The 24,752-nt window shown below is 58.5% G+C and carries 29 protein-coding genes, 1 tRNA gene and 1 pseudogene; 19 read left to right on the top strand and 12 right to left on the bottom strand.

Features of this window, described 5'->3' with window-relative positions; all coding sequences use genetic code 11:
• Positions 1-187: 187 nt before the first annotated feature.
• The 6 genes from rpmE to GLS_RS12650 all read left to right on the top strand — a co-directional run bounded on the left by rpmE (position 188) and on the right by GLS_RS12650 (position 3,823).
• Positions 188-415 carry a 50S ribosomal protein L31 gene (gene rpmE / locus GLS_RS12675; protein ID WP_041112492.1) on the top strand — a complete coding sequence of 76 codons (228 nt, stop codon included), beginning with the start codon at positions 188-190 and terminating at the stop codon, positions 413-415.
• Between the two features lie 157 nt (positions 416-572).
• A complete protein-coding gene (locus GLS_RS12670) occupies positions 573-1,031 on the top strand; it encodes an Hsp20 family protein (RefSeq protein ID WP_011253897.1) in 459 nt (152 codons plus the stop codon).
• Positions 1,032-1,243: 212 nt separating this feature from the next.
• Positions 1,244-1,828, top strand: coding sequence for a DUF1013 domain-containing protein (locus GLS_RS12665; RefSeq protein ID WP_011253896.1), 585 nt, complete (start codon positions 1,244-1,246; stop codon positions 1,826-1,828).
• Positions 1,829-1,979: 151 nt separating this feature from the next.
• Positions 1,980-2,180, top strand: coding sequence for a YdcH family protein (locus GLS_RS12660; protein WP_011253895.1), 201 nt, complete (start codon positions 1,980-1,982; stop codon positions 2,178-2,180).
• Positions 2,181-2,705 (top strand): 5-(carboxyamino)imidazole ribonucleotide mutase, encoded by a 525-nt coding sequence (gene purE, locus GLS_RS12655; protein WP_080691977.1) that lies wholly within the window; start codon positions 2,181-2,183, stop codon positions 2,703-2,705.
• Positions 2,702-3,823, top strand: coding sequence for a 5-(carboxyamino)imidazole ribonucleotide synthase (locus tag GLS_RS12650; RefSeq protein WP_041112491.1), 1,122 nt, complete (start codon positions 2,702-2,704; stop codon positions 3,821-3,823). Before purE ends, GLS_RS12650 begins: the two co-directional genes overlap by 4 nt.
• A gap of 4 nt (positions 3,824-3,827) precedes the next feature.
• Here the strand turns inward: GLS_RS12650 and radC are convergent, their stop codons facing one another.
• Together radC and GLS_RS12640 are read right to left on the bottom strand one after the other, a co-directional pair.
• Complete coding sequence (gene radC, locus GLS_RS12645; protein WP_041112490.1) at positions 3,828-4,583, bottom strand: RadC family protein; 756 nt, start codon at positions 4,581-4,583, stop codon at positions 3,828-3,830.
• 1 nt (position 4,584) lies between these two features.
• Entirely contained in the window at positions 4,585-5,274 is a 690-nt protein-coding gene (locus GLS_RS12640; RefSeq protein WP_041112489.1) for a JAB domain-containing protein, read from the bottom strand.
• A gap of 27 nt (positions 5,275-5,301) precedes the next feature.
• On the opposite strand from GLS_RS12640, the gene GLS_RS12635 reads away from it, so the two are divergent.
• Genes GLS_RS12635 through GLS_RS12615 form a run of 5 tightly spaced genes read left to right on the top strand, consistent with a single transcriptional unit; the run spans position 5,302 to position 11,638 of the window.
• Positions 5,302-7,524, top strand: coding sequence for an ATP-dependent helicase (locus GLS_RS12635; RefSeq protein ID WP_041112488.1), 2,223 nt, complete (start codon positions 5,302-5,304; stop codon positions 7,522-7,524).
• Positions 7,524-8,429: a 50S ribosomal protein L11 methyltransferase gene (locus GLS_RS12630; protein ID WP_041112487.1), complete on the top strand. Its 906-nt coding sequence runs from the start codon at positions 7,524-7,526 to the stop codon at positions 8,427-8,429. Before GLS_RS12635 ends, GLS_RS12630 begins: the two co-directional genes overlap by 1 nt.
• Complete coding sequence (locus GLS_RS12625) at positions 8,429-8,974, top strand: GNAT family N-acetyltransferase (RefSeq protein WP_041112486.1); 546 nt, start codon at positions 8,429-8,431, stop codon at positions 8,972-8,974. Before GLS_RS12630 ends, GLS_RS12625 begins: the two co-directional genes overlap by 1 nt.
• A complete protein-coding gene (locus tag GLS_RS12620) occupies positions 8,971-10,752 on the top strand; it encodes an aminopeptidase P family protein (RefSeq protein WP_041112485.1) in 1,782 nt (593 codons plus the stop codon). Before GLS_RS12625 ends, GLS_RS12620 begins: the two co-directional genes overlap by 4 nt.
• A gap of 49 nt (positions 10,753-10,801) precedes the next feature.
• Positions 10,802-11,638 (top strand): lytic transglycosylase domain-containing protein, encoded by an 837-nt coding sequence (locus tag GLS_RS12615; protein WP_041112484.1) that lies wholly within the window; start codon positions 10,802-10,804, stop codon positions 11,636-11,638.
• Here GLS_RS12615 and GLS_RS13385 read toward each other — a convergent pair whose 3' ends face one another.
• Together GLS_RS13385 and ruvX are read right to left on the bottom strand one after the other, a co-directional pair.
• Positions 11,639-11,788, bottom strand: coding sequence for a hypothetical protein (locus GLS_RS13385; protein ID WP_155720760.1), 150 nt, complete (start codon positions 11,786-11,788; stop codon positions 11,639-11,641).
• Between the two features lie 221 nt (positions 11,789-12,009).
• Positions 12,010-12,492 (bottom strand): Holliday junction resolvase RuvX, encoded by a 483-nt coding sequence (gene ruvX / locus GLS_RS12610; protein ID WP_041112483.1) that lies wholly within the window; start codon positions 12,490-12,492, stop codon positions 12,010-12,012.
• A gap of 69 nt (positions 12,493-12,561) precedes the next feature.
• Here ruvX and gatC point away from each other — a divergent pair, with 69 nt between their 5' ends.
• The 5 genes from gatC (at position 12,562) to GLS_RS12585 (ending at position 16,697) form a co-directional block, all read left to right on the top strand.
• Positions 12,562-12,849, top strand: coding sequence for an Asp-tRNA(Asn)/Glu-tRNA(Gln) amidotransferase subunit GatC (gatC, locus tag GLS_RS12605; RefSeq protein ID WP_041112482.1), 288 nt, complete (start codon positions 12,562-12,564; stop codon positions 12,847-12,849).
• Positions 12,849-14,336: an Asp-tRNA(Asn)/Glu-tRNA(Gln) amidotransferase subunit GatA gene (gene gatA / locus GLS_RS12600; RefSeq protein ID WP_041112481.1), complete on the top strand. Its 1,488-nt coding sequence runs from the start codon at positions 12,849-12,851 to the stop codon at positions 14,334-14,336. The genes gatC and gatA overlap by 1 nt, the downstream gene beginning before the upstream one ends.
• On the top strand, positions 14,333-15,790 hold the full coding sequence (gene gatB, locus GLS_RS12595) for an Asp-tRNA(Asn)/Glu-tRNA(Gln) amidotransferase subunit GatB (protein WP_041112480.1): 1,458 nt from the start codon (positions 14,333-14,335) through the stop codon (positions 15,788-15,790). Before gatA ends, gatB begins: the two co-directional genes overlap by 4 nt.
• A 91-nt stretch (positions 15,791-15,881) precedes the next feature.
• Positions 15,882-15,974: transfer RNA gene (locus tag GLS_RS12590), tRNA-Ser, on the top strand.
• 117 nt (positions 15,975-16,091) lie between these two features.
• Positions 16,092-16,697 (top strand): nucleoside 2-deoxyribosyltransferase, encoded by a 606-nt coding sequence (locus GLS_RS12585; RefSeq protein WP_041112479.1) that lies wholly within the window; start codon positions 16,092-16,094, stop codon positions 16,695-16,697.
• Positions 16,698-16,706: 9 nt separating this feature from the next.
• Here the strand turns inward: GLS_RS12585 and GLS_RS12580 are convergent, their stop codons facing one another.
• The 3 genes from GLS_RS12580 to GLS_RS12570 form a co-directional block, all read right to left on the bottom strand.
• On the bottom strand, positions 16,707-16,982 hold the full coding sequence (locus tag GLS_RS12580; protein WP_226986590.1) for a hypothetical protein: 276 nt from the start codon (positions 16,980-16,982) through the stop codon (positions 16,707-16,709).
• A gap of 261 nt (positions 16,983-17,243) precedes the next feature.
• On the bottom strand, positions 17,244-18,050 hold the full coding sequence (locus GLS_RS12575; protein ID WP_041112478.1) for an SDR family NAD(P)-dependent oxidoreductase: 807 nt from the start codon (positions 18,048-18,050) through the stop codon (positions 17,244-17,246).
• Between the two features lie 256 nt (positions 18,051-18,306).
• The gene (locus GLS_RS12570) at positions 18,307-18,915 is read right to left on the bottom strand and encodes a TetR/AcrR family transcriptional regulator (protein WP_041112477.1); all 609 of its coding nucleotides are present in this window, start codon (positions 18,913-18,915) and stop codon (positions 18,307-18,309) included.
• A 100-nt stretch (positions 18,916-19,015) separates the two neighbouring features.
• On the opposite strand from GLS_RS12570, the gene GLS_RS12565 reads away from it, so the two are divergent.
• The gene (locus GLS_RS12565) at positions 19,016-20,425 is read left to right on the top strand and encodes a coniferyl aldehyde dehydrogenase (protein ID WP_041112927.1); all 1,410 of its coding nucleotides are present in this window, start codon (positions 19,016-19,018) and stop codon (positions 20,423-20,425) included.
• Between the two features lie 95 nt (positions 20,426-20,520).
• The gene (gene gloA2, locus GLS_RS12560; protein ID WP_041112476.1) at positions 20,521-20,919 is read left to right on the top strand and encodes an SMU1112c/YaeR family gloxylase I-like metalloprotein; all 399 of its coding nucleotides are present in this window, start codon (positions 20,521-20,523) and stop codon (positions 20,917-20,919) included.
• Positions 20,920-21,002: 83 nt separating this feature from the next.
• Here the strand turns inward: gloA2 and GLS_RS12555 are convergent, their stop codons facing one another.
• The 4 genes and pseudogenes from GLS_RS12555 to GLS_RS13555 all read right to left on the bottom strand — a co-directional run.
• Positions 21,003-21,341, bottom strand: coding sequence for an energy transducer TonB (locus GLS_RS12555; protein ID WP_148295942.1), 339 nt, complete (start codon positions 21,339-21,341; stop codon positions 21,003-21,005).
• 525 nt (positions 21,342-21,866) lie between these two features.
• The gene (locus GLS_RS13200) at positions 21,867-22,133 is read right to left on the bottom strand and encodes a hypothetical protein (protein ID WP_080691976.1); all 267 of its coding nucleotides are present in this window, start codon (positions 22,131-22,133) and stop codon (positions 21,867-21,869) included.
• Positions 22,134-22,220: 87 nt separating this feature from the next.
• Positions 22,221-23,003 carry an aromatic ring-hydroxylating dioxygenase subunit alpha gene (locus GLS_RS12550; RefSeq protein ID WP_226986682.1) on the bottom strand — a complete coding sequence of 261 codons (783 nt, stop codon included), beginning with the start codon at positions 23,001-23,003 and terminating at the stop codon, positions 22,221-22,223.
• 18 nt (positions 23,004-23,021) lie between these two features.
• A pseudogene (locus GLS_RS13555) lies at positions 23,022-23,309 on the bottom strand (Rieske 2Fe-2S domain-containing protein); the annotation flags it as partial.
• Between the two features lie 221 nt (positions 23,310-23,530).
• On the opposite strand from GLS_RS13555, the gene GLS_RS12545 reads away from it, so the two are divergent.
• Positions 23,531-23,719, top strand: a complete 189-nt coding sequence (locus tag GLS_RS12545) for a hypothetical protein (protein ID WP_041112475.1) — start codon at positions 23,531-23,533, stop codon at positions 23,717-23,719.
• A 58-nt stretch (positions 23,720-23,777) separates the two neighbouring features.
• On the opposite strand, the gene GLS_RS12540 is transcribed toward GLS_RS12545, so the two are convergent.
• A complete protein-coding gene (locus GLS_RS12540; RefSeq protein WP_041112474.1) occupies positions 23,778-24,689 on the bottom strand; it encodes a LysR family transcriptional regulator in 912 nt (303 codons plus the stop codon).
• Between the last annotated feature and the right edge of the window lie 63 nt (positions 24,690-24,752).

The following is a 24,752-nucleotide window of genomic DNA, read 5'->3' as shown; positions in this document are numbered from 1 at the left end:
AAACCTTTTCTTGGTATCCGTGCAGGCACGGTCGCAGGCCTGACAGTCGAGCCCGCATTCATTGCAAGGGATAAACGGACTCATACGATCCAGTAAAGGCCACTTTCATCCGGAAGCGCTTTCCGTTATATGCGCCTGATGATTCGCCCCGGTCGGCATCGGGGCTTTCTTTATGGAGTAGAAATTCATGAAATCCGGCATCCATCCCGACTACCACGAGATCACCGTCATCATGACCGACGGAACCGAATACAAGACCCGTTCGTGCTATGGCGAACCGGGCGCGACGCTGCGTCTTGACGTTGATCCGAAGTCCCATCCGGCCTGGACGGGCGTCCAGCGCATGATGGATACCGGAGGCCAGGTTGCAAAGTTCAACAAGCGCTTTGCTGGCATTGGTACGCGCACGAAGTAATTCGGCGCCCCTCCTCGCTGTCTCCTCTTGAAGACGGTGGGGTCGGAACCCATCTGGAAAACCAGCCGCGATGCCGTTCGGGTCGCGGCTGGTTTGACCATAGCATTTTGCCATATCGGGAAATGCGCCAGATGATTCCTGCCTGAAGGAGGTTTCAGTGACCTACGATTTTACACCGCTGTTCCGCAGCGCGATCGGTTTCGACCGACTGGCCACGATGGCTGGCAATGTTGCCAACGCCCAGGCCCTTCCAAGCTATCCCCCTTACAATATCGAAAAAACCGGCGAGACGAACTACGTCCTGACGATGGCCCTTGCGGGTTTCCGACCTGAAGACGTGGACGTTGTTCAGGAAGACAACACGCTTGTCGTGCGCGGTAGCGTTCCCGAAAACAGCCGTGACCGGGAGTGGCTGCATCGCGGTATTGCCACCCGGGCGTTCGAGCGCCGCTTTGTTCTGGCCGATCATACGGAAATCGACCGGGCGGATCTGGTGAATGGCCTGCTGTCCATTGCCATCCGTCAGCTCGTCCCGGAAGCGGCTAGGCCGCGCCGTATTCCGGTGCGGACTGAAGCCGTGCACGCAGCCCCGGCTGAAACCGTTCAGGCGGCCTGAGCATTTGGAGCGGGAGTGTCCTAAAAGCACCCCCGCTCCGTTTTGGTGCTTGACCGCCGCGGCTTCGGTGCCGCATACCCGTTTCCATTATCGCAGAGCATCCAGCAGGTGCCGCGATCATATCCCGGGCGGGATTGGTTCCTCGCCGGATACGCCCGATCGGTGCCTGCGGAAGCCGGCTCCATCCGTGTCCCAGCAAGGAACGCACCGACATGACCCTGCCTTTGATGCCCAAGGCCACGGCCGTCTGGCTGATCGAGAAAACCGGTCTTACCTTCACCCAGATCGCAGAATTCTGTGGCATGCACCCGCTTGAGGTCCAGGCGATTGCGGATGGTGAAGTTGCCGCCGGGATCAACGGCTATGACCCGATCAAGAATCATCAGCTCGCCGAAGCGGAAATCAAGCGCTGCGAAGCGGATACGAATGCCCGCCTGAAGATCATGCCGACGTCCAGCCCGGTGAAGCGTCGCGCCAAGGGCGCCCGTTATACCCCGGTGGCCAAGCGCAATGACCGTCCGGATGCCATCGCATTCGTCCTGCGCCAGTTCCCCCAGCTTTCCGAAGCGCAGATCGTCAAGCTGCTCGGTACGACCAAGGACACCATCACCAAGGTCCGTGACCGGCAGCACTGGAACAGCGCCAACATCAAGCCGCGTGATCCCGTGATTCTTGGCCTGTGCACCCAGACTGATCTGAATGCCGCCGTCACGGCTGCCAATGACCGTCTGGCCCGCGAAGGCCATGCGCTTCCGGTTGTGGAAGCCTATGTTCCCGACAGCGATAGTCATGCCTGATTGCGGCGTCCGGACCGGCCTGTAAGGAGCTGGTTCGGATGAATGCCTGACGGGCACTGGCCCGGTACCCGTCAGGCATGATACTGCAATGAAAAGAGTGGAAAGAATCAGTCTCTCCACGACGCCTGAACGTTCTCCGGGACCGGATGCCATGATGACTGACGACAATGCCATGCTGAAACGTCTGCACGAACTGCGCAGCGAGCATCGCGACCTTGATACCGTCATCGAGCGTCTCGTCCATCATCCCCTCAACCAGCTCCAGCTTCAGCGCCTCAAGAAGCGCAAGCTCCAGCTCAAAGATGAGATTTCGTGGATCGAGACCCGTCTGATCCCGGATAATATTGCCTGAATGAGCCAGATCCTCTCCGCCGCCGAAACCATCCAGGACGACATGCCGATCCGTGTCGGTGTGATCATGGGAAGCCAGTCCGACTGGGACACCATGCGCCACGCCTGCGAGATCCTCGACGATCTTGGGATTGCCCATGAAAAGCGGATTGTCTCGGCTCACCGCACGCCTGACCGTCTGGTGGAATACGCAAAGACAGCCCGTCAGCGTGGCCTTCATGTGATTATCGCCGGTGCGGGTGGTGCAGCGCATCTTCCGGGTATGTGTTCCGCCTGGACAAGCATTCCCGTCCTCGGCGTCCCCGTGCAGAGCCGAGCCCTGAACGGGCAGGACAGTCTGCTCTCCATCGTGCAGATGCCGGGTGGCGTGCCGGTCGGGACCCTGGCGATCGGCAAGGCAGGTGCGATCAATGCCGGTCTGCTCGCCGCGTCGATCCTGTCGGTGACCGACAAACAAGTCATGGCGCGTCTGGATGCCTGGCGGGCGACGCAGACGGCGGCTGTTGCGGATGTTCCGGTCGAATGAAGGCGCAGATTTTTGCTCCCGGCAGCACGATCGGGATCATCGGGGGCGGGCAACTTGGCCGCATGTCAGCCGTTGCGGCCTCGAAGCTTGGCTTTCATGTTCATGTGCTGAGCACTGAGGCGCCGAGCCCGGCTACGGAAGTTGCGGCGTCTGTGACGGTCGGGGCCTATGATGATCCGGCGGCGCTTGAGGATTTTGCCTCGCGCTGTGATGTCGTGACGTTCGAGTTCGAGAACATCAGTGCCGAAGGACTGGCCCTGTTGGAGAAGCACCGGCCGGTGCGACCTGCGGGCGAGATCCTGCGGATCAGTCAGGACCGGATTGCGGAAAAGACACGCCTGTCCGAAATCGGCGTCAGTCTTGCCCCCTGGCAGGCCGTCAATGCTCCCGAGGATCTGGCAGGGCTTGAGACGCTCGGTTTTCCGCTCATTCTCAAGACGACCCGTTTTGGTTACGACGGCAAGGGGCAGTTCCGTGTGGCCGATGCCGAGGCCCTCGCAGCCCTGCAGGATCTTCCCTATCCGCTGGTTGCGGAGAAGATGATCGATTTCGAGCGTGAGCTCAGCGTGATGGTGGTCCGTGGTCTGGACGGGACCGTGCGGTGTTTCGATACGGTCGAAAACCGGCACCGCAACGGTATCCTGGATGTGACGCTGGCCCCGGCCCGCATTATGCCGGACCTTGCGCGTCAGGCGCAGGATATGGCGGCCTGCATTGCCGAGGCGCTGGGTCTGGTCGGGATCATGGGCGTGGAGATGTTTCACGCCGCTGATGGTAACCTCATGGTGAACGAGATCGCCCCTCGCCCGCATAATTCTGGGCACTGGACTATGGATGCGTGTCTGGTGGATCAGTTCGAGATGCATGTGCGGGCGGTGGCAGGTCTGCCGCTGCCGCCAGCACGTCGGCACTCTGATGCCGTCATGCACAATCTGATTGGTCCTGAGGATATGGCGCGTGTTCCGGCCATTCTTGCAATGGATGGGGCATCGCTTCACCTTTATGGCAAGGCCGAAGCGCGTCCGGGACGCAAGATGGGGCATGTAAACACCATCTTCCCGCGCGGTGCCCTCCCTGGAGAACTGGCGCTTGAAGGGCTTCTGCCGCCGCGCGGCTGAAGTCTCAGAGCAGGTTGCTGCGGCGAAAGCTGGTGTGGCGACCATTGCCGATGATGAAGTGGTCCGCGATCGTGACGCCGACCACTTCGAGTGCCGCCTGAACCTGCATGGTCATCTGAAGATCGGCTTCCGAGGGCGTAGGGTCGCCGCTGGGGTGGTTGTGGACCAGAACAAGCGCGGTGGCACCGATTTCCACTGCACGTCTGGCGACTTCCCGCGGATAAACAGGCGTGTGATTGACTGTGCCTCTGGCCTGCGCCTCGTCGGCGATCAGGCTGTTTTTTTCGTTGAGAAACAGGATGCGGAACTGCTCGATGTTCTCCCGCGCCAGACGGGCCGTGAGGTAGTCGAGCAGTTTCTGTTCGTTGTCGAGCACGTCTTCCGGCGGCAGGCGTGCGCGGTTGTAGCGAAGTGCTGCTTCCTGAAGCACACGGATCATTGGGAGCATATGCGTGCCCATATTCGAGATGCTTTCAAGTTCCTGGTCTGTGGCGGACAAAACTGCGGCCAGAGAGCCGAAACGCGTGAAGAGGTTGCGCGACAGTTCAGTACTGCCTGTTTCACGCCCGGTGAACAGCACGGTCAGAAGATGCAGCAAGGTCGCATCGTCCAGATGCCGTCCCCGTCCTGTCAGCAGGGCAAGCGGCGGCTCCATTTCGGGAAGAGCATCCGTCAGCGCGGTGATCTGTCGCAGATCGGCTGACGAGAGGCCTGTCATGCCATCCGAAAATCCGGGTGTTCCGGCATCCCTGTCGTTCATCTTACAGCAGCCCTTCCTGACGTAAGCTGGAAGGGCGCCCCTCACCTGTGACAAGTACGTCGTGAAGCGTGATGGACAGGGGGCGCATCGCAAAGTCCAGTTGCCGGGCCGATTGCGACAGATCCGCCGGGCGCTGTGTGGGGGTGATATGGAAACCGATCAGGGCCGTGGCATGCAGTGAGAGGGCCCTGATGGCGATGGCGCGGTTGCGTTCGGCAAGACTGTCGGCCTCGAGCGCGGCTTCGTCCGCCAGAAGCCGGTTACGGTTATCAAGATAGAGCAGCCGGAACTGTCCCGGGACGCCGCCTTCAAGCGCCTGTTCGAGATACGCCATGAGCTGTTCCCAGTTACTCAGTGTCGGACGTTCACGCTGTTCCGAAGAGGCCAGACGTTCAGCGGCTACGCCTGGAAGACGCAGAACACGGATGGCATCGTCTTTCAGTCCTGCGGCGCGCAGGGCTTGTGTAGGTGCGCGGAAAACATCCACCAGACTGCCGAAATGGCCGATCAGTCCCTTGGCGAGTGGTTTCGTGTCCTTGCGCGGAACACCTGCGAAGAGCAGCATTTCGAGGATTTCATAATCGGCGAGTGTGTGAGCGCCATTGACCAGCACGCGTGCGCGCATTCTGGCGCGGTGTCCCTGAGGTCCTGTGCCGCGTGTCAGATCGATCCGGGGATAGGTGTTGGCCATGACGGTATCTCACTCTATATCGGGAGGGTGCCGCAAGACCTACCTTCCCCTACCCCCGAGTATCTCTCCCGCCTCAATCCGGAGCAGAGACGTGCCATCGAGACAACCGAAGGGCCGCTCCTCATTCTGGCAGGTGCGGGAACGGGCAAGACGCGCGTCCTGACGACGCGCTTTGCGCATATCCTTCTGACGGGCCGCGCCTATCCGAGCCAGATTCTGGCCGTGACGTTCACCAACAAGGCCGCCCGCGAAATGCGCGAGCGTGTCAGTGCGATTCTGGGCGAGCCGGCCGAAGGTCTGTGGCTGGGAACGTTCCATTCGATCTGCGCGCGGATGTTGCGGCGCCATGCGGAATATGTCGGGCTGACGAGCAGCTTCAACATCCTCGATACGGATGACCAGATCCGGCTGCTCAAGCAGGTCATGGAGCCGTGGAAGATCGACACCAAACGCTGGCCGCCGAACCAGCTCATGGGGATCATCCAGCGCTGGAAGGATCGCGGGCTGACGCCTGACCGGGTGACGCCAGCCGAGGATTCCGATTTTGCGAACGGTCATGCTCTGGCGATTTACCGGGCGTATCAGGAGCGTCTGATTGCGCTTAATACATGCGATTTCGGCGATCTGATGCTGCACATGACGGAGATCCTGCGCAACCAGCCCAATGTTCTGGCGCAGTATCACCGGATTTTCCGCTACATTCTCGTGGACGAGTACCAGGACACGAATACGGTTCAGTATCTGTGGCTGCGTCTGCTGGCCAAGCGCGAGCACGGACCATCCAATATTGCCTGTGTGGGTGATGACGATCAGTCCATCTATTCCTGGCGCGGGGCGGAAGTTGAGAACATCCTGCGCTTCGAGAAGGATTTTCCGGGAGCGGAAGTCGTTCGTCTGGAGCGGAATTACCGCTCGACGGCACAGATCCTCGCCGCTGCGGCCGGGCTGATCGCTCATAACGAAGGGCGGCTGGGCAAGACGCTACGGCCCGGACGCGATGATGCGCAGGGTGAGAAGGTTCAGATCATCGGAGTGCGCGATTCGGATGAGGAAGCGCGGATTGTGAGCGGCGCGATCGAGCGTCTGCGCGGTGACGGGCATCCGCTGTCGGAAATCGCTATCCTCATGCGCGCTGGCTTCCAGACGCGGCCGTTCGAAGAGCGGCTGATGATGATCGGCATTCCGTATCGCGTCGTGGGTGGACTGCGATTCTACGAACGCTCTGAAATCCGGGACTGTCTGGCGTATCTGCGGGTACTGTCGCAGCCTGCGGATGATCTGGCGTTTGAGCGGATCATTAATGTTCCCAAGCGTGGCGTTGGTGCCGTTGCGGTGCAGAAGCTGCATGCGCAGGCGCGTGCCCTGCCCGGCCCGCTGACGGCGGCGGTGATGTGGCAGCTTCAGGAAGGGCTGCTCAAGGGCAAGTCGAAGGACGCGTTGGATGGGCTGATGGCGGCGTTCCAGCGCGCCAAGGCGACGCTTGAGAGCGAAGGCCATGTGGTGGCCGCCGAGCAGCTTCTCGAGGACAGTGGCTATCTTCAGATGTGGCGGGATGACCGCTCCGTTGAGGCGCCGGGGCGTCTGGACAATATCCGGGAGCTTCTGCGGGCTCTTGGGGAGTTCGGGACGCTTCAGGGCTTTCTGGAGCATGTGGCGCTCGTCATGGATACCGAGAGTGAGACGTCCGATGACAAGGTCAGTCTGATGACGCTGCATGGCGCCAAGGGACTGGAGTTCGACACTGTGTTCCTGCCGGGCTGGGAAGAAGGTGTTTTCCCGTCCCAGCGGTCGCTCGACGAGGGCGGGAACCGGGCACTCGAGGAAGAGCGGCGGCTGGCCTATGTGGGGCTGACGCGCGCGCGGCGTCGGGCGATCGTGCTGCATGCGGCGAGCCGGCGGATCTATGCGAACTGGCAGTCCTCGATGCCGAGCCGCTTCATTGAGGAAATCCCGTCTGAATATGTGCAGCTGACGGGACAGGCGTTCGAGACGCGCCGGCAGGCTGCGGCGGCGCCGTCCATGTTCGCGTCTGGTCCGCTGACGAGTACGCGCCCGTCAGGTTTCCGCGCTCCGCGTCCGAGAATCCATGATGTAAAGCCGGAGCCGACCGTCGCGATCGGGGCGACGGTCTTTCATCACAGGTTCGGCGAAGGCACCGTCATCGGCGCTGACGGGCCGCAGTTGCATATCAATTTTGAAAATGGTGGCGTTAAACGCGTCATGGCAAATTTCGTGGAGATAAGATCGTGATGGCACCCCGCAGCATTGGCCGTCGCCATGCCAGTGCGCTCGAAACCCTGTCCATCACGGTGGAAGAGCCCTTTGTTCCCCTGTTTGAGCAGGCCCTGATGTGTGCCTGCGAAACTGTTGGTATTTTCGAAGCCGATGACGCGCAGAAATACTGGCGCGTCGAAGGTGTGAAGGATACGGGCTTCAAGGAAGACGAGCTCGAAAGCGCTCTGGCTGTGGCGAGGATGCTGACCGGCTGTGAAGCGGAACTCGAGCGGACCCCGACCGAGTCCGAGGGCTGGCTGGCCCGGACCTATGAATCCTTCCCGCAGCAGAATGTGGGCAAGCGCTTTGCCATCCGCGGCACCCATCTGCATGGTGCGCCAGATCAGTCGCGTCTGACGATCACGCTGGATGCCGGAATCGCCTTCGGCTCGGGCGAGCATGGCTCGACGCGTGGCTGTCTTCGGGCGCTGGAAATGGTCGCGTATCGCAAGCCGCAGCGTATTCTGGATATGGGGTGCGGGTCCGGTATTCTGGCGATGGCTGCGGCAAAGCTGCTGCACCGTCCGGTTTTGGCCGTCGATATCGAACCCTGGTCCGTGCGGACGGCGAAGCTCAATGCGCGCCTGAACGGTCAGGGCAATCTGCTGGATTGCCGCTTTGGCAATGGCTGGCAGACCGAGGCCGTGCGTGCCAAGGCGCCGTATGATCTGGTCTTCGCCAACATTCTTGCCCGTCCGCTGTGCCGGATGGCGCAGTCTCTGGCGCTGAATCTTGCACCGAACGGGACGGCTATTTTAGCCGGCCTGCTTTACAGTCAGGCGCGGATGGTGCTGGCAGCACACCAGCGTCAGGGTCTCGTGCTGGAGCGTATCCTGCGTGAAGGCGACTGGGCCACGCTGATTCTGCGCCGTCGCGGCTGATGGGTGTGCTGGGATCATTGCCGTTGATCCGGGAGGCCGGACCTGACGATCTGCCGGCTATCCTGCGGATCACCAATGATGCCATCGAGAACACGGATGCGCTGTGGATCACGACGCCTTTTACGCTGGAGCAGCGGCGTCAGTGGTTCGAGGACAGGGTGGCGCAGGGCTACCCGGTACTTGTCGCCGTTGATACGGCTGGTGAGGTTGCGGGGTATGGCTCCTATGGCTCTTTCCGGGCCTATGAAGGCTATGCACGGACTGTTGAGCATTCGGTTTATGTCGCCCCCTCACAACAGCGTCGGGGCGTCGGGCGCAGACTTCTGCATGCCCTGATCAATCACGCCAGGGACGCGGGCTTTCATGTCATGGTGGCCGGGATTACGGCGGACAACGCTGCTTCCGTCGCGATGCACCATGAGTTTGGTTTCCGGAACTGTGGCACGCTTCCTCAGGTCGGTCGCAAACACGGCCGCTGGTTGGATCTGCTGTTCATGACACTCTGCCTTGATGATATTCATACTGTGGAAAAGGACTTTTCATGACCCTGTCCTCCATCCCGCTCAACGAGCGCCCTGCCCTCGTCCGCAAAGCCTTCAAGGCGCTGGGCGTTGACGGTTTCATTATCCCGCGCGGTGATGAATATCTCGGCGAATATGTCGCTCCCTGCGCCGAGCGTCTGGCCTGGCTGACGGGCTTTACGGGAAGTGCGGGTCTGGCGGCGATCCTGCCGGAAGCAGCAGCCGTGTTCTCCGACGGGCGTTATACGGTGCAGATGGAAGAGCAGGTTCCCCATGACCTGTGGGAGCGTCGCCATGTCGCGCTGGAACCGCTTTCCGACTGGCTGGCGGAACACGCCAAGGGACTGAAAATCGGCTATGATCCGCGTCTGGTCAGTCGATCCATGCTGGCGTCATGGCAGGCGCCGGATGTCGAACTTGTCCCGCTGCCGCACAATCCCATTGATCAGACCTGGACGGATCGTCCGGCCGCACCGGCTAATCCGGTTCTGTCGCAGAAGCTGGAATTTTCGGGAGAAAGCAGCGCGGACAAGCGCAGGCGTCTTGGCGATGCTCTGCGCAAGGCGGGACAGGATGCGGCTGTCATTGCGGATTGTACCTCCCTGGCCTGGCTTCTGAACATTCGTGGAAGTGACGTCCCCCTCACCCCCGTCGCGCATGGCTATGCGATCCTGCACGCGGACGGGACGGCAGAATGGTTCGTCTCATCCGATCGTCTGTCGGAGGGTGTGCTGGAGGTCTGCGGCCCTGGCGTGACAGTCTGTTCGCCAGCGGATCTGGCGAAGCGGCTTGAGGTCCTCAAGGGCCGGACGGTGCGTGTGGATCCGGTGACAACGGCTGTGTGGTTCGACACGACGCTTGCCGCTGCCGGTGCGACGGTTGTGGATGGAACCGATCCCTGCACGCTGCCCAAAGCTATCAAGAACAGCACGGAACAGGACGGTGCACGAAAAGCTCATGCCCTTGATGGCGTGGCGATGGCCCGTTTCCTGTATTCCCTGACGGTGTCGGGGATCGGCCAGCACGAGACGGATCTCGTCACCCGGCTGGATGGTCTGCGTGCCCGGTCCGGCGATTACCGGGAACAGAGCTTCGACGCCATTTCCGCCGTCGGCCCGAACGGTGCCTTTCCCCATTACCGGGCACAGGTTGGTCACGATCGGGTTCTTGAAGCCGGAAGTGTGTATCTGATCGACAGCGGCGGGCAGTATCCGTTCGGTACGACCGACATTACCCGCACGCTCTGGGTGGGCGATCAGGAACCGCCTGCTCATGTCCGTGAAGCGTTCACGCGTGTTCTGAAGGGCAATATTGCCCTCTCCCGCATCCGCTTCCCGCCCGGCACGACCGGTCATCGGCTGGACGTGCTGGCGCGTGCGGCCCTGTGGCAGGTCGGCATGGACTACGATCATGGTACCGGACATGGCATCGGGAGCTATCTGTCGGTCCATGAAGGTCCGCAGAACATTTCCCCTGCCCCGCGTCCCGTGGCCCTCGAAGCCGGCATGATCGTGTCCAACGAGCCTGGCTATTATGAACCGGGACAGTATGGAATCCGGATCGAGAACCTGATGCTGGTGCGGCCTTCTTCTTTCAAGGGGAGCAAGGGCACGTTCCTGGAGTTCGAGATCCTGAGCTACACGCCCATTGATTACAGACTGATCGATGTCGCCCTTCTCAACGATGCGGAGCTGAACTGGCTGAACGCCTATCATGCCGAAGTTCAGGCGCGGGTCTCACCGCATGTCGAGCCGGATGTAGCCGCGTGGCTGTCGGAGGTCTGCAAACCGCTCGTTCGGTAAAGTGGCAGGCATAACCGTTTTTTTACCTTTCCCGATCATATACAGGACAATGATCGGGAAAATCCTCCTTCTTGCCGCTGCCCTGACGCTTTCTGGCGTACCGGTTGCGCGTGCTTATGATGCGTCTTCTGTCTGTAAGGTGGCAGTGCAGGCTGCCGAGCAGCAGGCCAGAATTCCACCCCGCCTTCTGGATGCCATCAGTCGCGTGGAGAGCGGGCGGCGGGATCCGAATGGTACGGCAACCGTGGCGTGGCCTTGGACCGTCAATGCGGCCGGAAAAGGCTATTTCTACGAAAGCAGGGATGAAGCCATCGCGGCAGTCCGGGATTTTCAGGCGCACGGGATCGTCTCGATCGATGTGGGCTGCATGCAGATCAATCTGCACCATCATCCCGATGCATTTTTCTCGCTCGAAGACGCTTTTGATCCCTACAGCAATGCCCGTTACGGGGCCCGTTTCCTGTCCGGACTGCACAACCAGCTTCAGGGCTGGCCCGCCGCGACGGCTGCCTATCATTCCCTCACCCCGGCTCTGGGCGCCGATTATGCCCGTCATGTTCTGGCCATCTGGAACGGGCAGCCCGACAGCTACCGGCCGCCTGATTTCCTTCCACAGGTGGTCATGACCGCGTCAGGGTTGCAGGCCATGCTTCCAAGTGCCAGGCCCGCCCCTTATTTCGCTCTGAACAGACAGGCCGGATTTTCCGAGCGTCCCGCACCGCGTATGGAAACGATGCCATCCGTTCACATGGTGTCCTATGCGCCTCCGCCCCGTATCATTCACCATGCAGTCGGCCAGGCGGGGAGTGCTTTGCCTGTAAGGGGTGGGCGGGATCTTGCGTCCTATCGCGCCATGCCGGTCCGGCTGGCCTGGCGGCAGCGCTGATCAGTATCCGGACCAGCCGCCACCAGCGCCCGCATAGGCCCCGTGAGATGAGGGATGGTGCCGGCTGACGGGGGCACTCCCGTCCTCGGGGTCGTGGGCGCAGGCTGACAGTCCCAGAAAAAGCGTCACGATCAACACACGAAACATCACGTCACAGCCCTCTTTACAATTTGAAATTGTCCGACGGAAAACCCGGACCAATATGGTTCGTTTTGACTTCATGACTGGAGAAAGATCATGAAGTTCCTGTTCTGTCTGCTTATGGGCGCTATGACGGCCCGAATATGGTTCCGCGTCCTGGCCAATACATCGTCACGCTCCGCCCTGATTGGAAACAAAAGCGTCTGATCCGGGCAAATATTTCTGCCGGATCAGAAAATTTCAGGCGCTTCCGGACGTGATGCGTCGAGCCAGCCCTGCAGCATATAAGCTGCGGCCATCTTGTCGACGACCTCCGCTCTCCGCCCACGCGTCATGTCGGCATCCTTGATCAGGAAACGGTTGACGGCGCTTGAGGACAGGCGCTCGTCCCACAAGCCCGCGGGAATCCCGAGCTTTTCCGACAGGGCCTGTGTCCAGTCCGATGCGGCGCGTGCCGCCGGGCCAAAAGATCCATCCAGCGAAAGCGGCAATCCGACGACCAGGGCCCCTACGTCCTGCGTGCGGACGATCCTGGCCAGTTCCTGCGCATTTTCGCCCAGTTTCCGCCGTTTGAGGCCGATCAGGGGAGATGCCAGCATGAGTGAGACATCTGTCAGGGCGACGCCGATAGTCTTCGATCCGGGGTCGAGACCGAGGACGCGCTGACCGGACTGAAGAAGATTACGGAGATCATGTGGATTGAACAGGGGCATAGCACGGCGTTATGATCCCCCTGACGGCTGAAAAGCCACCATAAAATTTCCTCTTGTTCAGGAATATTCATGTCGCTCGACGCGAAAACGGTTACGCGCATCGCCAGACTGGCGAGGATTGGTCTCCAGCCCGAAGAGGTTGAAACTCTCGGGAAGGACATGGGCTCCATCATCGACTGGGTGGAGCAGCTCAAGGAAGTCGACGTCACGGGCGTCGACCCCATGATCGGCACAGGGCTCGCAAAGCCCCGTCTGCGCGAAGACCGCGTTACGGATGGCAACTGCCGTGACAAGGTTCTTTCCAACGCTCCCGAGCGGGAAGGCCCGTTCTATACGGTTCCGAAGGTGGTCGAATAATGTCCGGCATTCACGATTTTACGCTGGCTTCGGCCCGGGACGCGCTCAAGGCGCGCAAAATTTCCGCAGTCGAACTGACGAACGCCCATATTGACGCGATCGAGCATCTGGACGGCCAGCTCAACAGCTTCATCACCCGCACCCCCGATCAGGCCCGTGAGGCTGCCAAGGCTTCCGACGAGGCTCTGGCCAAGGGTGAAGGCGGCAGCCTTTGCGGTATTCCGCTGGGCATCAAGGATCTGTTCTGCACGAATGGCGTCCGCACGACGGCTGCTAGCAAGATCCTCGGCAATTTCGTGCCACCTTACGAAAGCACGGTAACGGCCAATCTGCTCAAGGATGGCGCGGTCTTTCTGGGTAAGCTGAACCTTGACGAATTCGCCATGGGGTCTGCGAACCTGACCTCTGCGTTCGGGCCGGTGGAAAACCCCTGGAAGCGCAAGGATTCTGACGCAAAGCTGGTTCCGGGAGGTTCTTCGGGCGGGTCCGCGGCGGCTGTGGCGGCCGGGCTTGTTCTGGGTGCGACAGGTACGGATACCGGTGGCTCCATCCGTCAGCCGGCGGCGTTTACGGGTATTGCCGGGATCAAGCCGACCTATGGTCGCTGCTCGCGCTTTGGAACAATCGCCTTCGCAAGCTCGCTGGATCAGGCCGGTCCGATGGCGCGCAATCTTCAGGACTGTGCCATTCTGCTTGAGTCGATGGCCGGGTTTGATCCGCGCGATTCAACGAGCGTTGATACCCCCGTTCCGCATTACGAGGCAGCGCTCAAGCGCGGTGTGAAGGGGCTGCGCGTTGGTATTCCCAAGGAATATCACGTCGAGGGCATGCCAGCTGAAATCGAGGCGCTCTGGCAGCAGGGCATGACCTGGCTGCGCGATGCCGGCGCAGAAATCGTCGAGGTTTCCCTGCCGCATACGAAGTACGGCCTGCCGACCTATTATATTGCGGCTCTGGCCGAGGCGTCTTCCAATCTGGCCCGTTATGATGGCGTCCGTTTTGGTGAGCGTGTCAGTGCCTCGACGCTGGATGGTCTGTATGAAGCCAGCCGTGCCGCCGGTTTCGGTGACGAGGTCAAGCGCCGCATCCTGATCGGGACGCATGTGCTGTCGTCAGGCTATTACGATGCCTATTACCTGCGCGCACAAAAGGTCCGGACGCTGATCCAGCAGGACTTCCTCAAGGCATTCGAGAACGTTGACGTGCTTCTGACGCCGACCGCTCCTTCCGGCGCTTTTGCACAGGACGAAAAGCCGAGTGATCCGGTGCAGATGTATCTCAATGACGTCTTTACGGTTCCGGCCAGCATGGCGGGCGTCCCTGCCCTGTCCGTCCCGGCTGGTCTGGATGCGCGTGGCGTGCCGCTTGGATTACAGCTTATCGGCAAGTTCTTCGATGAAGAGACGCTGATTGCGGCCGGTCATGCCATCGAGCAGGCTGCGGCATTCCATCACAGACCCACCATTCATGCAGGAGTGTCGGCATGAGCTATCGTATCACCGGCAGCACCGGCGAATGGGAAATCGTTGTCGGTCTTGAGGTTCATGCCCAGGTCGTCAGCGAGGCCAAGCTCTTTTCCGGCGCTTCGGCGGAATATGGCGGCGAACCGAACACGCATGTCAGCCTTGTTGATGCCGGTTTTCCAGGCATGCTTCCGGTTCTGAACCGGAAATGCGTGGCGCAGGCCGTCCGGACGGGTCTGGGGCTTGAAGCCGAAATCAACCTGTTCAGCCGGTTTGACCGCAAGAACTACTTTTATGCTGATCTGCCCACCGGATATCAGATCAGCCAGTTCGCCCATCCGATCATCGGCAAGGGCAAGGTCCTGGTTGATCTGGCAGATGGCAGCACGCGCGAAATCGGCGTGACGCGTCTGCATCTGGAGCAGGATGCGGGCAAGTCAATCCATGATCAGGATCCGACACGCTCTTTCATCGACCTGAACCGTGCTGGCGTCGCGCTGATGGAAATCGTCAGTGAGCCGGATATCCGTTCGCCTGAAGAAGCCGGTGCATATCTGCGCAAGCTGCGCCAGATCCTGCGTTATATTGGCACCTGCGATGGCAACATGGAAGAAGGCTCCATGCGTGCCGACGTGAACGTGTCGGTCCGCAAGCCGGGTGAAACCGAGTATCGCACGCGCTGCGAGATCAAGAATGTCAATTCCATCCGTTTCGTGATGATGGCGATCGAGGTCGAGGCACAGCGTCAGATCGAGGTCTGGGAAGCTGGCGGAACCGTCGATCAGGAAACGCGCCTGTTCGACCATGTGCGTGGCGAAACCCGCTCCCTGCGGAGCAAGGAAGATGCGCATGACTATCGCTACTTCCCGGACCCGGACCTGCTGCCGCTGGTGATCGAGCAGTCCTGGGTGGATGAACTCAAGGCAGCTCTGCCAGAACTGCCGGAAGCCAAGCGTGCGCGTCTGGAGCAGGAATACGGTGTCAGCCGTTACGAATCTTCCGTGCTCTGCGTCGAGCAGGCGATCGCGGATTTCTACGAGACAGTGGCACGTGGTGCAGATGCCCGTCTGGCAGCCAACTGGATGCTGGGGGATTTTTTCGCCGCGCTGAATCGTACGGGGCGTTCGATCGAGGACAGCCCGGTCAGTGCGGAAGGTCTGCGGGAGCTGCTGGGTCTGATTTCCGACTCAACAATCAACGGAAAGATCGCCAAGGAAGTTCTCGAAGACATGGTCGAGACGGGTGATTCCGCCTCTGCCATCGTCGAGCGCAAGGGCCTGCGTCAGGTGACTGACACCGGAGCAATCGAGAGCGCCATCCGTGAAATCCTGGCCGCAAACAGCGACAAGGTCGCGGAATACAAGGGTGGCAAGGACAAGCTTTTCGGCTTCTTTGTCGGTCAGACGATGAAGGCCATGAAGGGCAAGGGCAACCCTGCCCTCGTCAACGAAACCCTGAAGAAACTTCTTTCGGAGTAAGGCGAAAAAAATGTTCTCGGGGGGTTTGACCACGACGCGGTTACCCCCTAAGAACACTCCTGCATACGCCGTGCGAACCGCGTAAAAAAGCGGAGGGGTGGCCGAGAGGCTGAAGGCGGCGGATTGCTAATCCGTTATACGATTTCAAGTCGTATCGTGGGTTCGAATCCCATCCCCTCCGCCAGCGCGATCCCAAGAAAATATGAAATTCAGGCTCTCGGGCAGTTGTCCGACACCCATTGAATGGGTCTGCCTTATCGGGCTTTCTTCAGGGTCGGAGACCGTGTAGAGGCTTGGATCTATGTCAGAAAATCTTATTCCAGTTTATCTGGCGGGCGATCTGGTGTTCCGTCCGAAAGCCCTCGCTCTTTTCGTAAAACTGAAATCGATCTGTGCCGAGTATGGCCTGGATGGTGTGGCGCCTTTTGACGGTCAGGCCGAGGCGCGCCTTCTGCCGCCTGGTCGCGAAACCATTCTTGCGTTTGTCCGTGCGGATCGTGATCTGATGGACCGCTGTGCTGCGGGTCTGTTCTGTATTGATCCGTTCCGCCGTTCTCCGGAGATGGATCCGGGAACAGCTGTGGAAATCGGCTATATGATGGGCCTGGGCAAGCCGATGGAAGCCTACACCGTGGACGGGCGTCTTTATTCCGAAAAGGTCGAGGCGTACTGGCGGGATGTTCTGAAACAGGATCTACGCAAGCGGGAGGAGAGTGATGCGCCTTCCTCAGGCAGCATGGAAGATCCTGACGGCATGCTGGTCCATTCCGAAGGTCTGCTTCAGAATGGAATGGTGGAAGGCTTTATTGGCATGGCCGGTGGTCAGGTTTCCATCCACCGGGATTTCTTTCAGGCCTTTCGGAAGGCGGCTGAGCGCCTTTCCTTGCGGTTGCAGGCAAGGGTTTAGGCGGCTTTATTAATTTTTCGCGTAGATGCCCTGACGGCAGCGTGGCGCCAGACCACAGACATTGCAGACGACGGTCATGGAAGGGTCGTCGTTAAAGGAACAGCTTGACGGACGTTCCAGAGCATACCCCATCGCTGGAGGTTTTGTCTGGAATGCCGTTACGACCCGCGTCATCCAGTTCTGAAGCTGCTGCGGCAGTTCCTCGTGGTGGTGAGTCCACCACAGGATGTCATCGGTTGTACGCCCAATCTGCTGTGCAAGCTGGTCGGGAGACCATTGGGTCACTTGCAGAAAATCAGTCAACGTCACACTAGGCACGTTACAGCCTTCCGAAAGTGTAAAACAGAAATGGATGTGTAAAAGACTTCTGTTTTTGCGTCAATAAATCATAAAATGCTTTTGTTTGATAAAATCTCTAGTGTTTTTTATTGGTTAACAACTCCATCATTGGGTTTCGGTATTTATCTAAGGGTAACACTTATCTCAAAATGATGATGGTGGCTGAGCGAAGTCTACATCTCCGCTTATGACCGAATCAGTGACGGTTTATTCTTTATGGGCGACGACAGAAGCGGCGGCTTTGTGTTTCAGGAAGCGCCGCAGCCCGATCTGCCCGACTTTTTCGAGAAGTGGCGTCGTGATGTGCAGCAGCCACGGCATGACCAGACAGGCATGGGCAAAAATGCCGTCTATCCTGGGCAGGAAGATTTCACGCCCCGCCCCTTCGCTGGTCCGGATAATCATTCTGGCTACATATCGGGCTGACAGGGGCTGATTGACGAAATTCAGGACAGACCCCCCGTCCCGCGTTTCCTGCTCGAGCATCCGGGTATCAACAGCGGCAAGAAATATGGACGAAACCCTCAGTGTCCCGGGGCTGAATTCAAGCGCAAGGGAACGCGCAAAGCCTCTGAGGCCGAATTTCGTTGCGCTGTATACAGAACTTCCCTGCAAGGGCATCACCCCGGCAATGGAATTGACGAACATGACATGCCCATTGGGAGACAAGGCGGGGAGCAGTTGACTGGTCATGAGGATGGGCGATGTCAGATTGATTGCCATCTGCTCTTCAAGGCTATGCTGGGTAATATCCTTGGTTGCTTCAGGCTGTATTTTCCCTGCGCAATGAATCAGAAGCCCGATGGGCCGATTTCTGTCCCGGATTGCGGTACTGACAGCCTGAAGATCCGATGGCTCTGTCAGATCACAGAAAACAGCCTCAAATCGGCCTTTGCTGCCTGAGATCTGTTCTTCCGCCTTGCGGGGCTGGCGTGTCAGCAAAAGGACATCCCACCCCTGCTCCAGCAGGAGCCCCGCGATTTCACACCCAATTCCACCCGTTCCGCCAGTCATGACGGCAAATGACGGCACCGTTATCCTTTTTCTGAAGGAAAAGGGATTCATGTAATGTGCGAGCAGGTCAGAGTTGGGGGCGTCAGGAAATGCATGATCAACTTTCTGAAAAAGACGGTTGCATCTTCATAACGCGATAACACTTTGCGTCCTATGGTTTTCTGGCGCCCGGATCTGGAGAGAGCTGCCTGTACAGGGGCTGTAATTACAGCACTGGGCGGGGGCGCATAGAAAGATGTGAGCCTATGATCTCCAGTCAGTCACTGCGGCACAGACCATCCAGCAATACGTCCAGCGCGGCTCGTACCGGCTCTGGCCCTACTTTTTCCTCAAGGAGCTGGCCGCTGATCGTCAGCATGGCCAGACCATGCACCTGTGCCCAGCTTGCAGCTGCCTGTGCCGTAATGGCGACCTTCCGGAAACTGCCGTCCTCCTGCCCGTCTTCCAGAAGGCGTAGAGGAATTGCGAATGTGTCCATGGCGGCATCATGCAACTGCGGGTCTATCGTCTTGTCCGCATCGGCACTGAACATCAGCCGGTAAAGGCCAGGATTGCAGCGGGCAAAATCAATACAGGCCTGGGCTGTGGCGACGAATTGCGCGCGCGTGGAAGAGAAATCCTGGGACATGGCCTCTGCCATGCACTCCCCCAGCCGGACGAAACCGATCCGTGCCAGTTCCCGCAGCAGCATCTCGCGATCCTGGAAATGCTTGTAAGGGGCTGCATGACTGACCCCTGTGCGGCGCGCCACTTCCCGGAGCGTGAACGTCCAGTTCTGGTCTGTAGCCAGCATGGCAAGCGCCGTATCGATCAGGGCGCGGCGCAGGTCCCCGTGATGATAGGGGCGGTTCTTGGTTTCACTCATTCGTGAGGCTCATGTTTACAGAAGAAACTTTAATTGACGCTGAAGCATTGTGCTCCATACCCTGCCCGTGAAAGTTTCTTCTGTAAACATGGAGGACGTCATGTCCGATACTGTTTCCCCGGCCGATCTGTCTCGTTTTCTCGACCGCCAGCGCGCTGCGTTTCTGCGGGATGGGCCCCCTGTCCTGAAACAGCGTCGGGCCGATCTGCGTCGCCTAAAAGCTGAAGTTCTCAAGCGGCGGATTGATATCGTCCGGGCCCTGAAGGCGGATTTCGGCCAGCGGTCAGAGCGGGAAAGTGCCATTGTTGAACTGATCCCGCTGATCCAGTCGATCAATTACATGATCCGACATCTCGCATGCTGGATGAGACCAGAGCGTCGGCATGTTTCAGCCTATTTCCAGTTCGGTCGCGCCTGGATAATTCGCCAGCCGGTTGGTGTCGTAGGCATTATCGCACCCTGGAATTATCCGGTTTCCCTTGCTCTCGTGCCGCTGGCAACGGCAATTGCAGCCGGAAACCGGGCCATGCTCAAACCATCGGAATTCACACCGGTGACATCGGCAGTGATCGGCGAAATCGTGCGGGCCGTTTTTCCGTCGGAGCAGGTTTCGGTCGTCACGGGAGATGGCGAAGTGGGCGCGGCATTCTCTGCCTTGCCTTTCGACCATCTCTTCTTCACCGGTAGCACTTCGGTTGGAAGGAAGGTTGCTGAGGCAGCGGCCCGCAATCTGACACCCGTTACGCTTGAACTGGGCGGCAAGTCGCCCGTGGTGATCGAGCCCGGCTTTTGCAGGGAATGGGTGGCGGATCGCCTGGTATTCGGCAAGCTGACCAATGGCGGGCAAACCTGCATCGCGCCGGATTATGTGCTGGTTCACGAAAATGACCGGGACGCCTTTGCGGCGGCCTACCAGGCAGGCGTGAAAAAGCAGCACCCCGGTGGATACGCGGGTTCCTCTGACTACACCGCCATTCTCAATCAGCATCATTATGAACGGCTGCAAGGCCTGATCGACAATGCCGAGCACCAGGGCGCGCAGGTGATCCGTCTGGGGAGCAATTCAGACGAAAGCCATGTTCTGGCTCCCGTCCTGCTGCTGGATGTGACACCGCAGATGACCGTTATGCAGGAGGAAATTTTCGGACCCGTCCTGCCAGTCCTCACTTATCGCACACTGGATGAAGCAATTGCTTTTATCAACGAGCGGCCGCGTCCTCTAGCTTTGTATTATTTCGGCGATAACCGCGCTGAACGTGACAGGGTTCTCAGGCGCACAGTTTCCGGAAATGTCACCATCAATGGTGCCCTGCTGCATATCGCGCAGGACGACCTGCCCTTCGGAGGCGTAGGAGACAGTGGGATCGGGGCGTATCACGGGAAGGAAGGCTTTATCGCGCTGACTCATCCCCGGGGCATTTACCGGCAGGGGCGCTTCAGTGGTGCGACGTTGCTTCAGCCACCTTACGACAGGCTCACCGATGTCATTACAAATCTGCTTTTACGATAAAAAACGCGAATTTCTGCCAGCACTATCAGCATGGTGGATCTCGGTAGTTGCTGACGCTATCGTCGTTGGAATTGAGGTTAAGGGACGCAGATAAGATGAAGCAGGATGCTGGCGATATTACTGGGTTGCATCACGTCGCCATCATCGCATCGGATTATCAGCGCTCCCGAGCGTTTTATGTTGATGTACTGGGCTTCAAGGTCATCGCTGAAAATTTTCGGGCCGAGCGTAATTCATGGAAGTGTGATCTTCAGGTCGGTGATGCCCAGATTGAGCTCTTTTCCTTTCCGCATGCTCCCCCTCGGGTTTCGCGACCAGAAGCCTGTGGACTGCGCCATCTCGCATTCCGTGTTCAGGATATTGCCCAGGTGGTACAGCGTTTAAAGGGGCACGGAATTGTTTCGGAGCCAATTCGCACAGACCCCTATACAGGCCGCCGGTTCACGTTTTTCGCTGATCCGGATGATCTTCCGCTCGAACTCTATGAAATATGAGCGATCCCTGATTGCGGTGGCACGGTAAGGCGGCCCTTGGGTTGATCTGGCCCATGTCGCCGCCATGCTTTGAAGTGTGTGAATTAATTATCCAGACTAAAATTTACCGTTGTCTGGTGATGATGCTCAACCACGGGAACGCCTTTTATGGTCGCTGGGGCATATCGCTGTTGCCGGCAGTGATTGAGCGCACTTGCGTTGAATTCAGGGTTTGTACTGGAAACCACCTGACAGTTCACCGTATGCCCGGTTTTATCAATATCAAACATCATCTTGACCTGGCCTGTGGCATTTTCCCTGACCAGTTTTTCCGGATACACAGGTCCGTTTTTCATAACCTGCGGGGGATTGGACTTCGTTTCCTGGCCGCAGTCTATACCTGGCGCTGCCAATACAGCTATCAACAATAGAAAATGCTTCAAATTCGCCTCCTGCGCATCGTTCTTTATTCAGGATGATACATTTCCATCGTTTGTGATAGCTATGGTTACAATTTCCTGACTTGAGTAGACGTCATCCTGTCTCAGTGGCGCGTCCATGGCGGAAGAAACCTACCCAGAGGCCGGATGCGATATTGGTGGACCTTTCCTCGCCGAGGAGGCGAATTCAGCGGCCGATTTTCGTCATTCTTGTGATTATTCGCGTCGTATGGTTCTGGATCGTGAACCTCTGAAGGCGGAATGGGCTTCGTGCTGCGCTCATCAACTGGAATGGACATGCTCTGCCCTCCTGCAAAACGATTCAAGCGCTCTGCAAGCCCGGGGTTCATCTGAGACAAAAAGAAACCCGGCTTGCACCGGGCTTCTTTCAGTTTATCCGATTGGGAGGTTCCTGCATGGGGGGAGGATCTTCACCCGGTGGGGGATATGGATTGGGCTTTGGCGGGTCGGGTGGCATTGGTGGCGGGGGATTCGGCAGCTCACTGGCACTTTGTGGGTAGAGCATCATCATCTCCATTGCAGGGGTGACAATGCTTCAAAGCTGTTTTGGAACGGCGGTTTGCTCGCAGCAAAAAGAAAGCTGCCCGACTGCCCGGTTTTGGATGATGAAGTCTCTTTCGCGGGATCATAGTCCTTTTCAACCTCCTCATCTTCTTCCGGAGGCTCGTCTATGATCGGGCTCTTGTCGGGATAGGGATCGAAAGGCTCCCTTTCACCTGGAGAACCGGGAGCTTTTGTCGGATTGATGGGTGTGTTGCCGGATTGAGCGAACATGGTCGCCTCCTGTTGTCCGACGATTCAAATCCCTACCCAGGGGCTGGTTCGATATACACAAAAAGAAACCCAATCAGAGTCGGGCTGTCAGCCCGCCGAACTGGTACGAAGATGTTCCTCTTCAAGGATCAGTCTTTCGATCCTTCTGCGCACATGAACAGCTTCTGCATCCGTCACGAAGTTGGGCTCATCGCAGGCTCGTGTCTGATCGAGGCAGGGTTCAATAGCATTGAGAACACGCACGTCCTCGGCAATCACATCCCTGTTCCGGCTGGCATACTGCTCCGAAATGTCTTCGGAACCCGTGGCAAAATCACGCAGGATGGCGAAATGATAATGCGTGGTCGTATCCGTTTCGGGGGTAATTCCGTGAAGGAACGCCAGTTGACCCATGCTGTCCTGCACATGCCCCTCTTCGTCACAGGAAACGATTTCCGACCCGGCTGCTACGACCAGTGAAACTCCAAACAGTTCGGCCCGGCTCCTGATCCCCATGGTGCTTCCAAGCTTGGGAAAGAAGGCGGTCATGGCATCTGGCGTGGGAAAAGCTTTCAGGGGGTGGTGAAAACAGAGACGCGTTGGCTCTTCGAGTATTGAACAGGCCTTTGCCGGGCCATCCTCACAGCTCCGAATGCCCAGGCTTGCAGGGTGCGTGAAGCTGATATGTGACTGGTCGAACAGGTTCTCCAGCACGATCTGGGACCGCGCCTCAACATGGCAGGTGCCTGTTCCGAACAGGAGTTTCTCTGTGCCATGCGAAAAAAGGGAAGCCGTGTCCGGCAGGCGGTTCATGTCTGCGGGTGTTTCCAGATCCGCCCAGATCCAGACGAACGGTTTCTGTTCGACGACAGGGAAAGATTTCAGATCCATGGCTTTGGGAATATGCTTCTGAAAGGGGAGACTGACGCACTGGCCTGATGTCTCAAAAACCGCCCCATGATAGGGGCAGATCAGGTGTTCCCCGTCCTGATGCTCTGCGCATAGTGGCATCTGACGGTGTGGGCACAGGGCTTTCAATGCTCGTACGTCCCCGCCTGAAGTCCGCAGCAACAGAATATCCTGCCCAAGCAACCGTCGTCTCAGAGGGGTAGTGGTGATCTCCGAACTCCAGCCGGCAATGTACCACTGCTGGCGCGGATAGGGCTGTGTAGCGGCGGAAAATGGATAGACCGGCATCATGAGTGGAAACGTCTCCCGAGAATTCTTCCCGGATACCGGAGGGATATGAACAGAGAGTAAAATCAGGACGTTTTTCCGGCCCTGATTTAAAATTTGAATGGAAGCACTCTACGATCATTCCCCAGTCACTGACACCTTGAGCAGTGGTAAAGTGTCGCAGGAAAGCTGGATATCCTGTTTTCCAGATTCCACTCTCTTCACGCAAAGGAGAGCGCAACATGCGACACGATCATGACGATGATGAAAACGGCATCGACTCAGAAATCCAGGAACTGATGTCCGAGCTGCAGAATGATGCAGAACGTCTGAGCACTGCGACCGAAAAATCAGGCGCACCGGATGAGATCAAGCACATGGTTGCGGCGCTGGCCGACAAGATTGATGGACTGGCTTCACTGGTTCGATAAGGAATTCCAGCTTCATTCACAGCGCTTCGATTGCTTCCCCTCGGTATCGGGTAGGTAGTTATTGTACCGACGACTGATGCGAACAAATGAAATCGATGAACGCGCGCAGCGGCGGTGGGAGTTGGCGGCGGCCGGAATAATAAAGCATGGGTCCCGAAAAAGGTGTGGCCCAGTCGTCCAGCACCACCTCAAGCGCACCGCTGCGGATGTGAGGAGCCAGCCAGTCTTCAAACAGACAGACGATACCAAGACCTGACAGAGCAGTTTCAACCAGAAGATCGCAGGCCGATCCGGGTTGGACCAGTAAGGGCCCTGGAGGATCGAGGCGAATAACCTCTCCGTCCTTTTCGAACTCCCACATGGCTGGCGCTCCACCGGCGAAGCGAAGACGCAGACAGGCGTGTTCCAGTAACTCGCTCGGGTGTTGAGGACGTCCCTTCGCAGACAGATAAGATGGTGCGGCCGCAGTAAGAACGCGCTGAGTGGCTGGCCCGATGGGGATCGCGATCATGTCCTGTTCCAGACGTTCCTCATAACGGATGCCTGCGTCCGCGCCAGAAGCAAGAATATCGACAAAACTGTCCTCTACCGTCACGTCCACGCGGATTTGTGGATGAGCGATCAGGAAAGGCGACAGAATACCCGGCAGCACAGTCCGGGCGACATTGGCCGGCACGTTGAGGCGGATTGTACCCGCAGGCTGGTTGGTTTGTGCATGGATCGTATCGAGTGCGGCGCTGATCTCGGCCAGAGCTGGCGAAAGCCGTTCGAACAGTCGGGCGCCCGTTTCAGTAAGCGAAATGCTGCGTGTGCTGCGGTGAAGCAGGCGCGTACCAAGGCGGGTTTCCAGCCGCCGCAGAGCTTCGCTCAGACCGGATGCTGAAAGACCCGAAACACGCGCTGCTTCCCGGAAACCGCCTGCCCGCGCAACTGCAACGAAGGCTGAAAGATCATCAAGCTCGAAAGACATTGTGCGATTTTCCGTACGGGCCGTTCAGGATTGAACAGCTTATCGATCATTCGAGCGCCGTCC

The organism is Gluconobacter oxydans DSM 3504 (assembly GCF_000583855.1).
Classification (GTDB): domain Bacteria; phylum Pseudomonadota; class Alphaproteobacteria; order Acetobacterales; family Acetobacteraceae; genus Gluconobacter; species Gluconobacter oxydans.
This window is presented reverse-complemented; position numbering and strand designations above follow the sequence as displayed.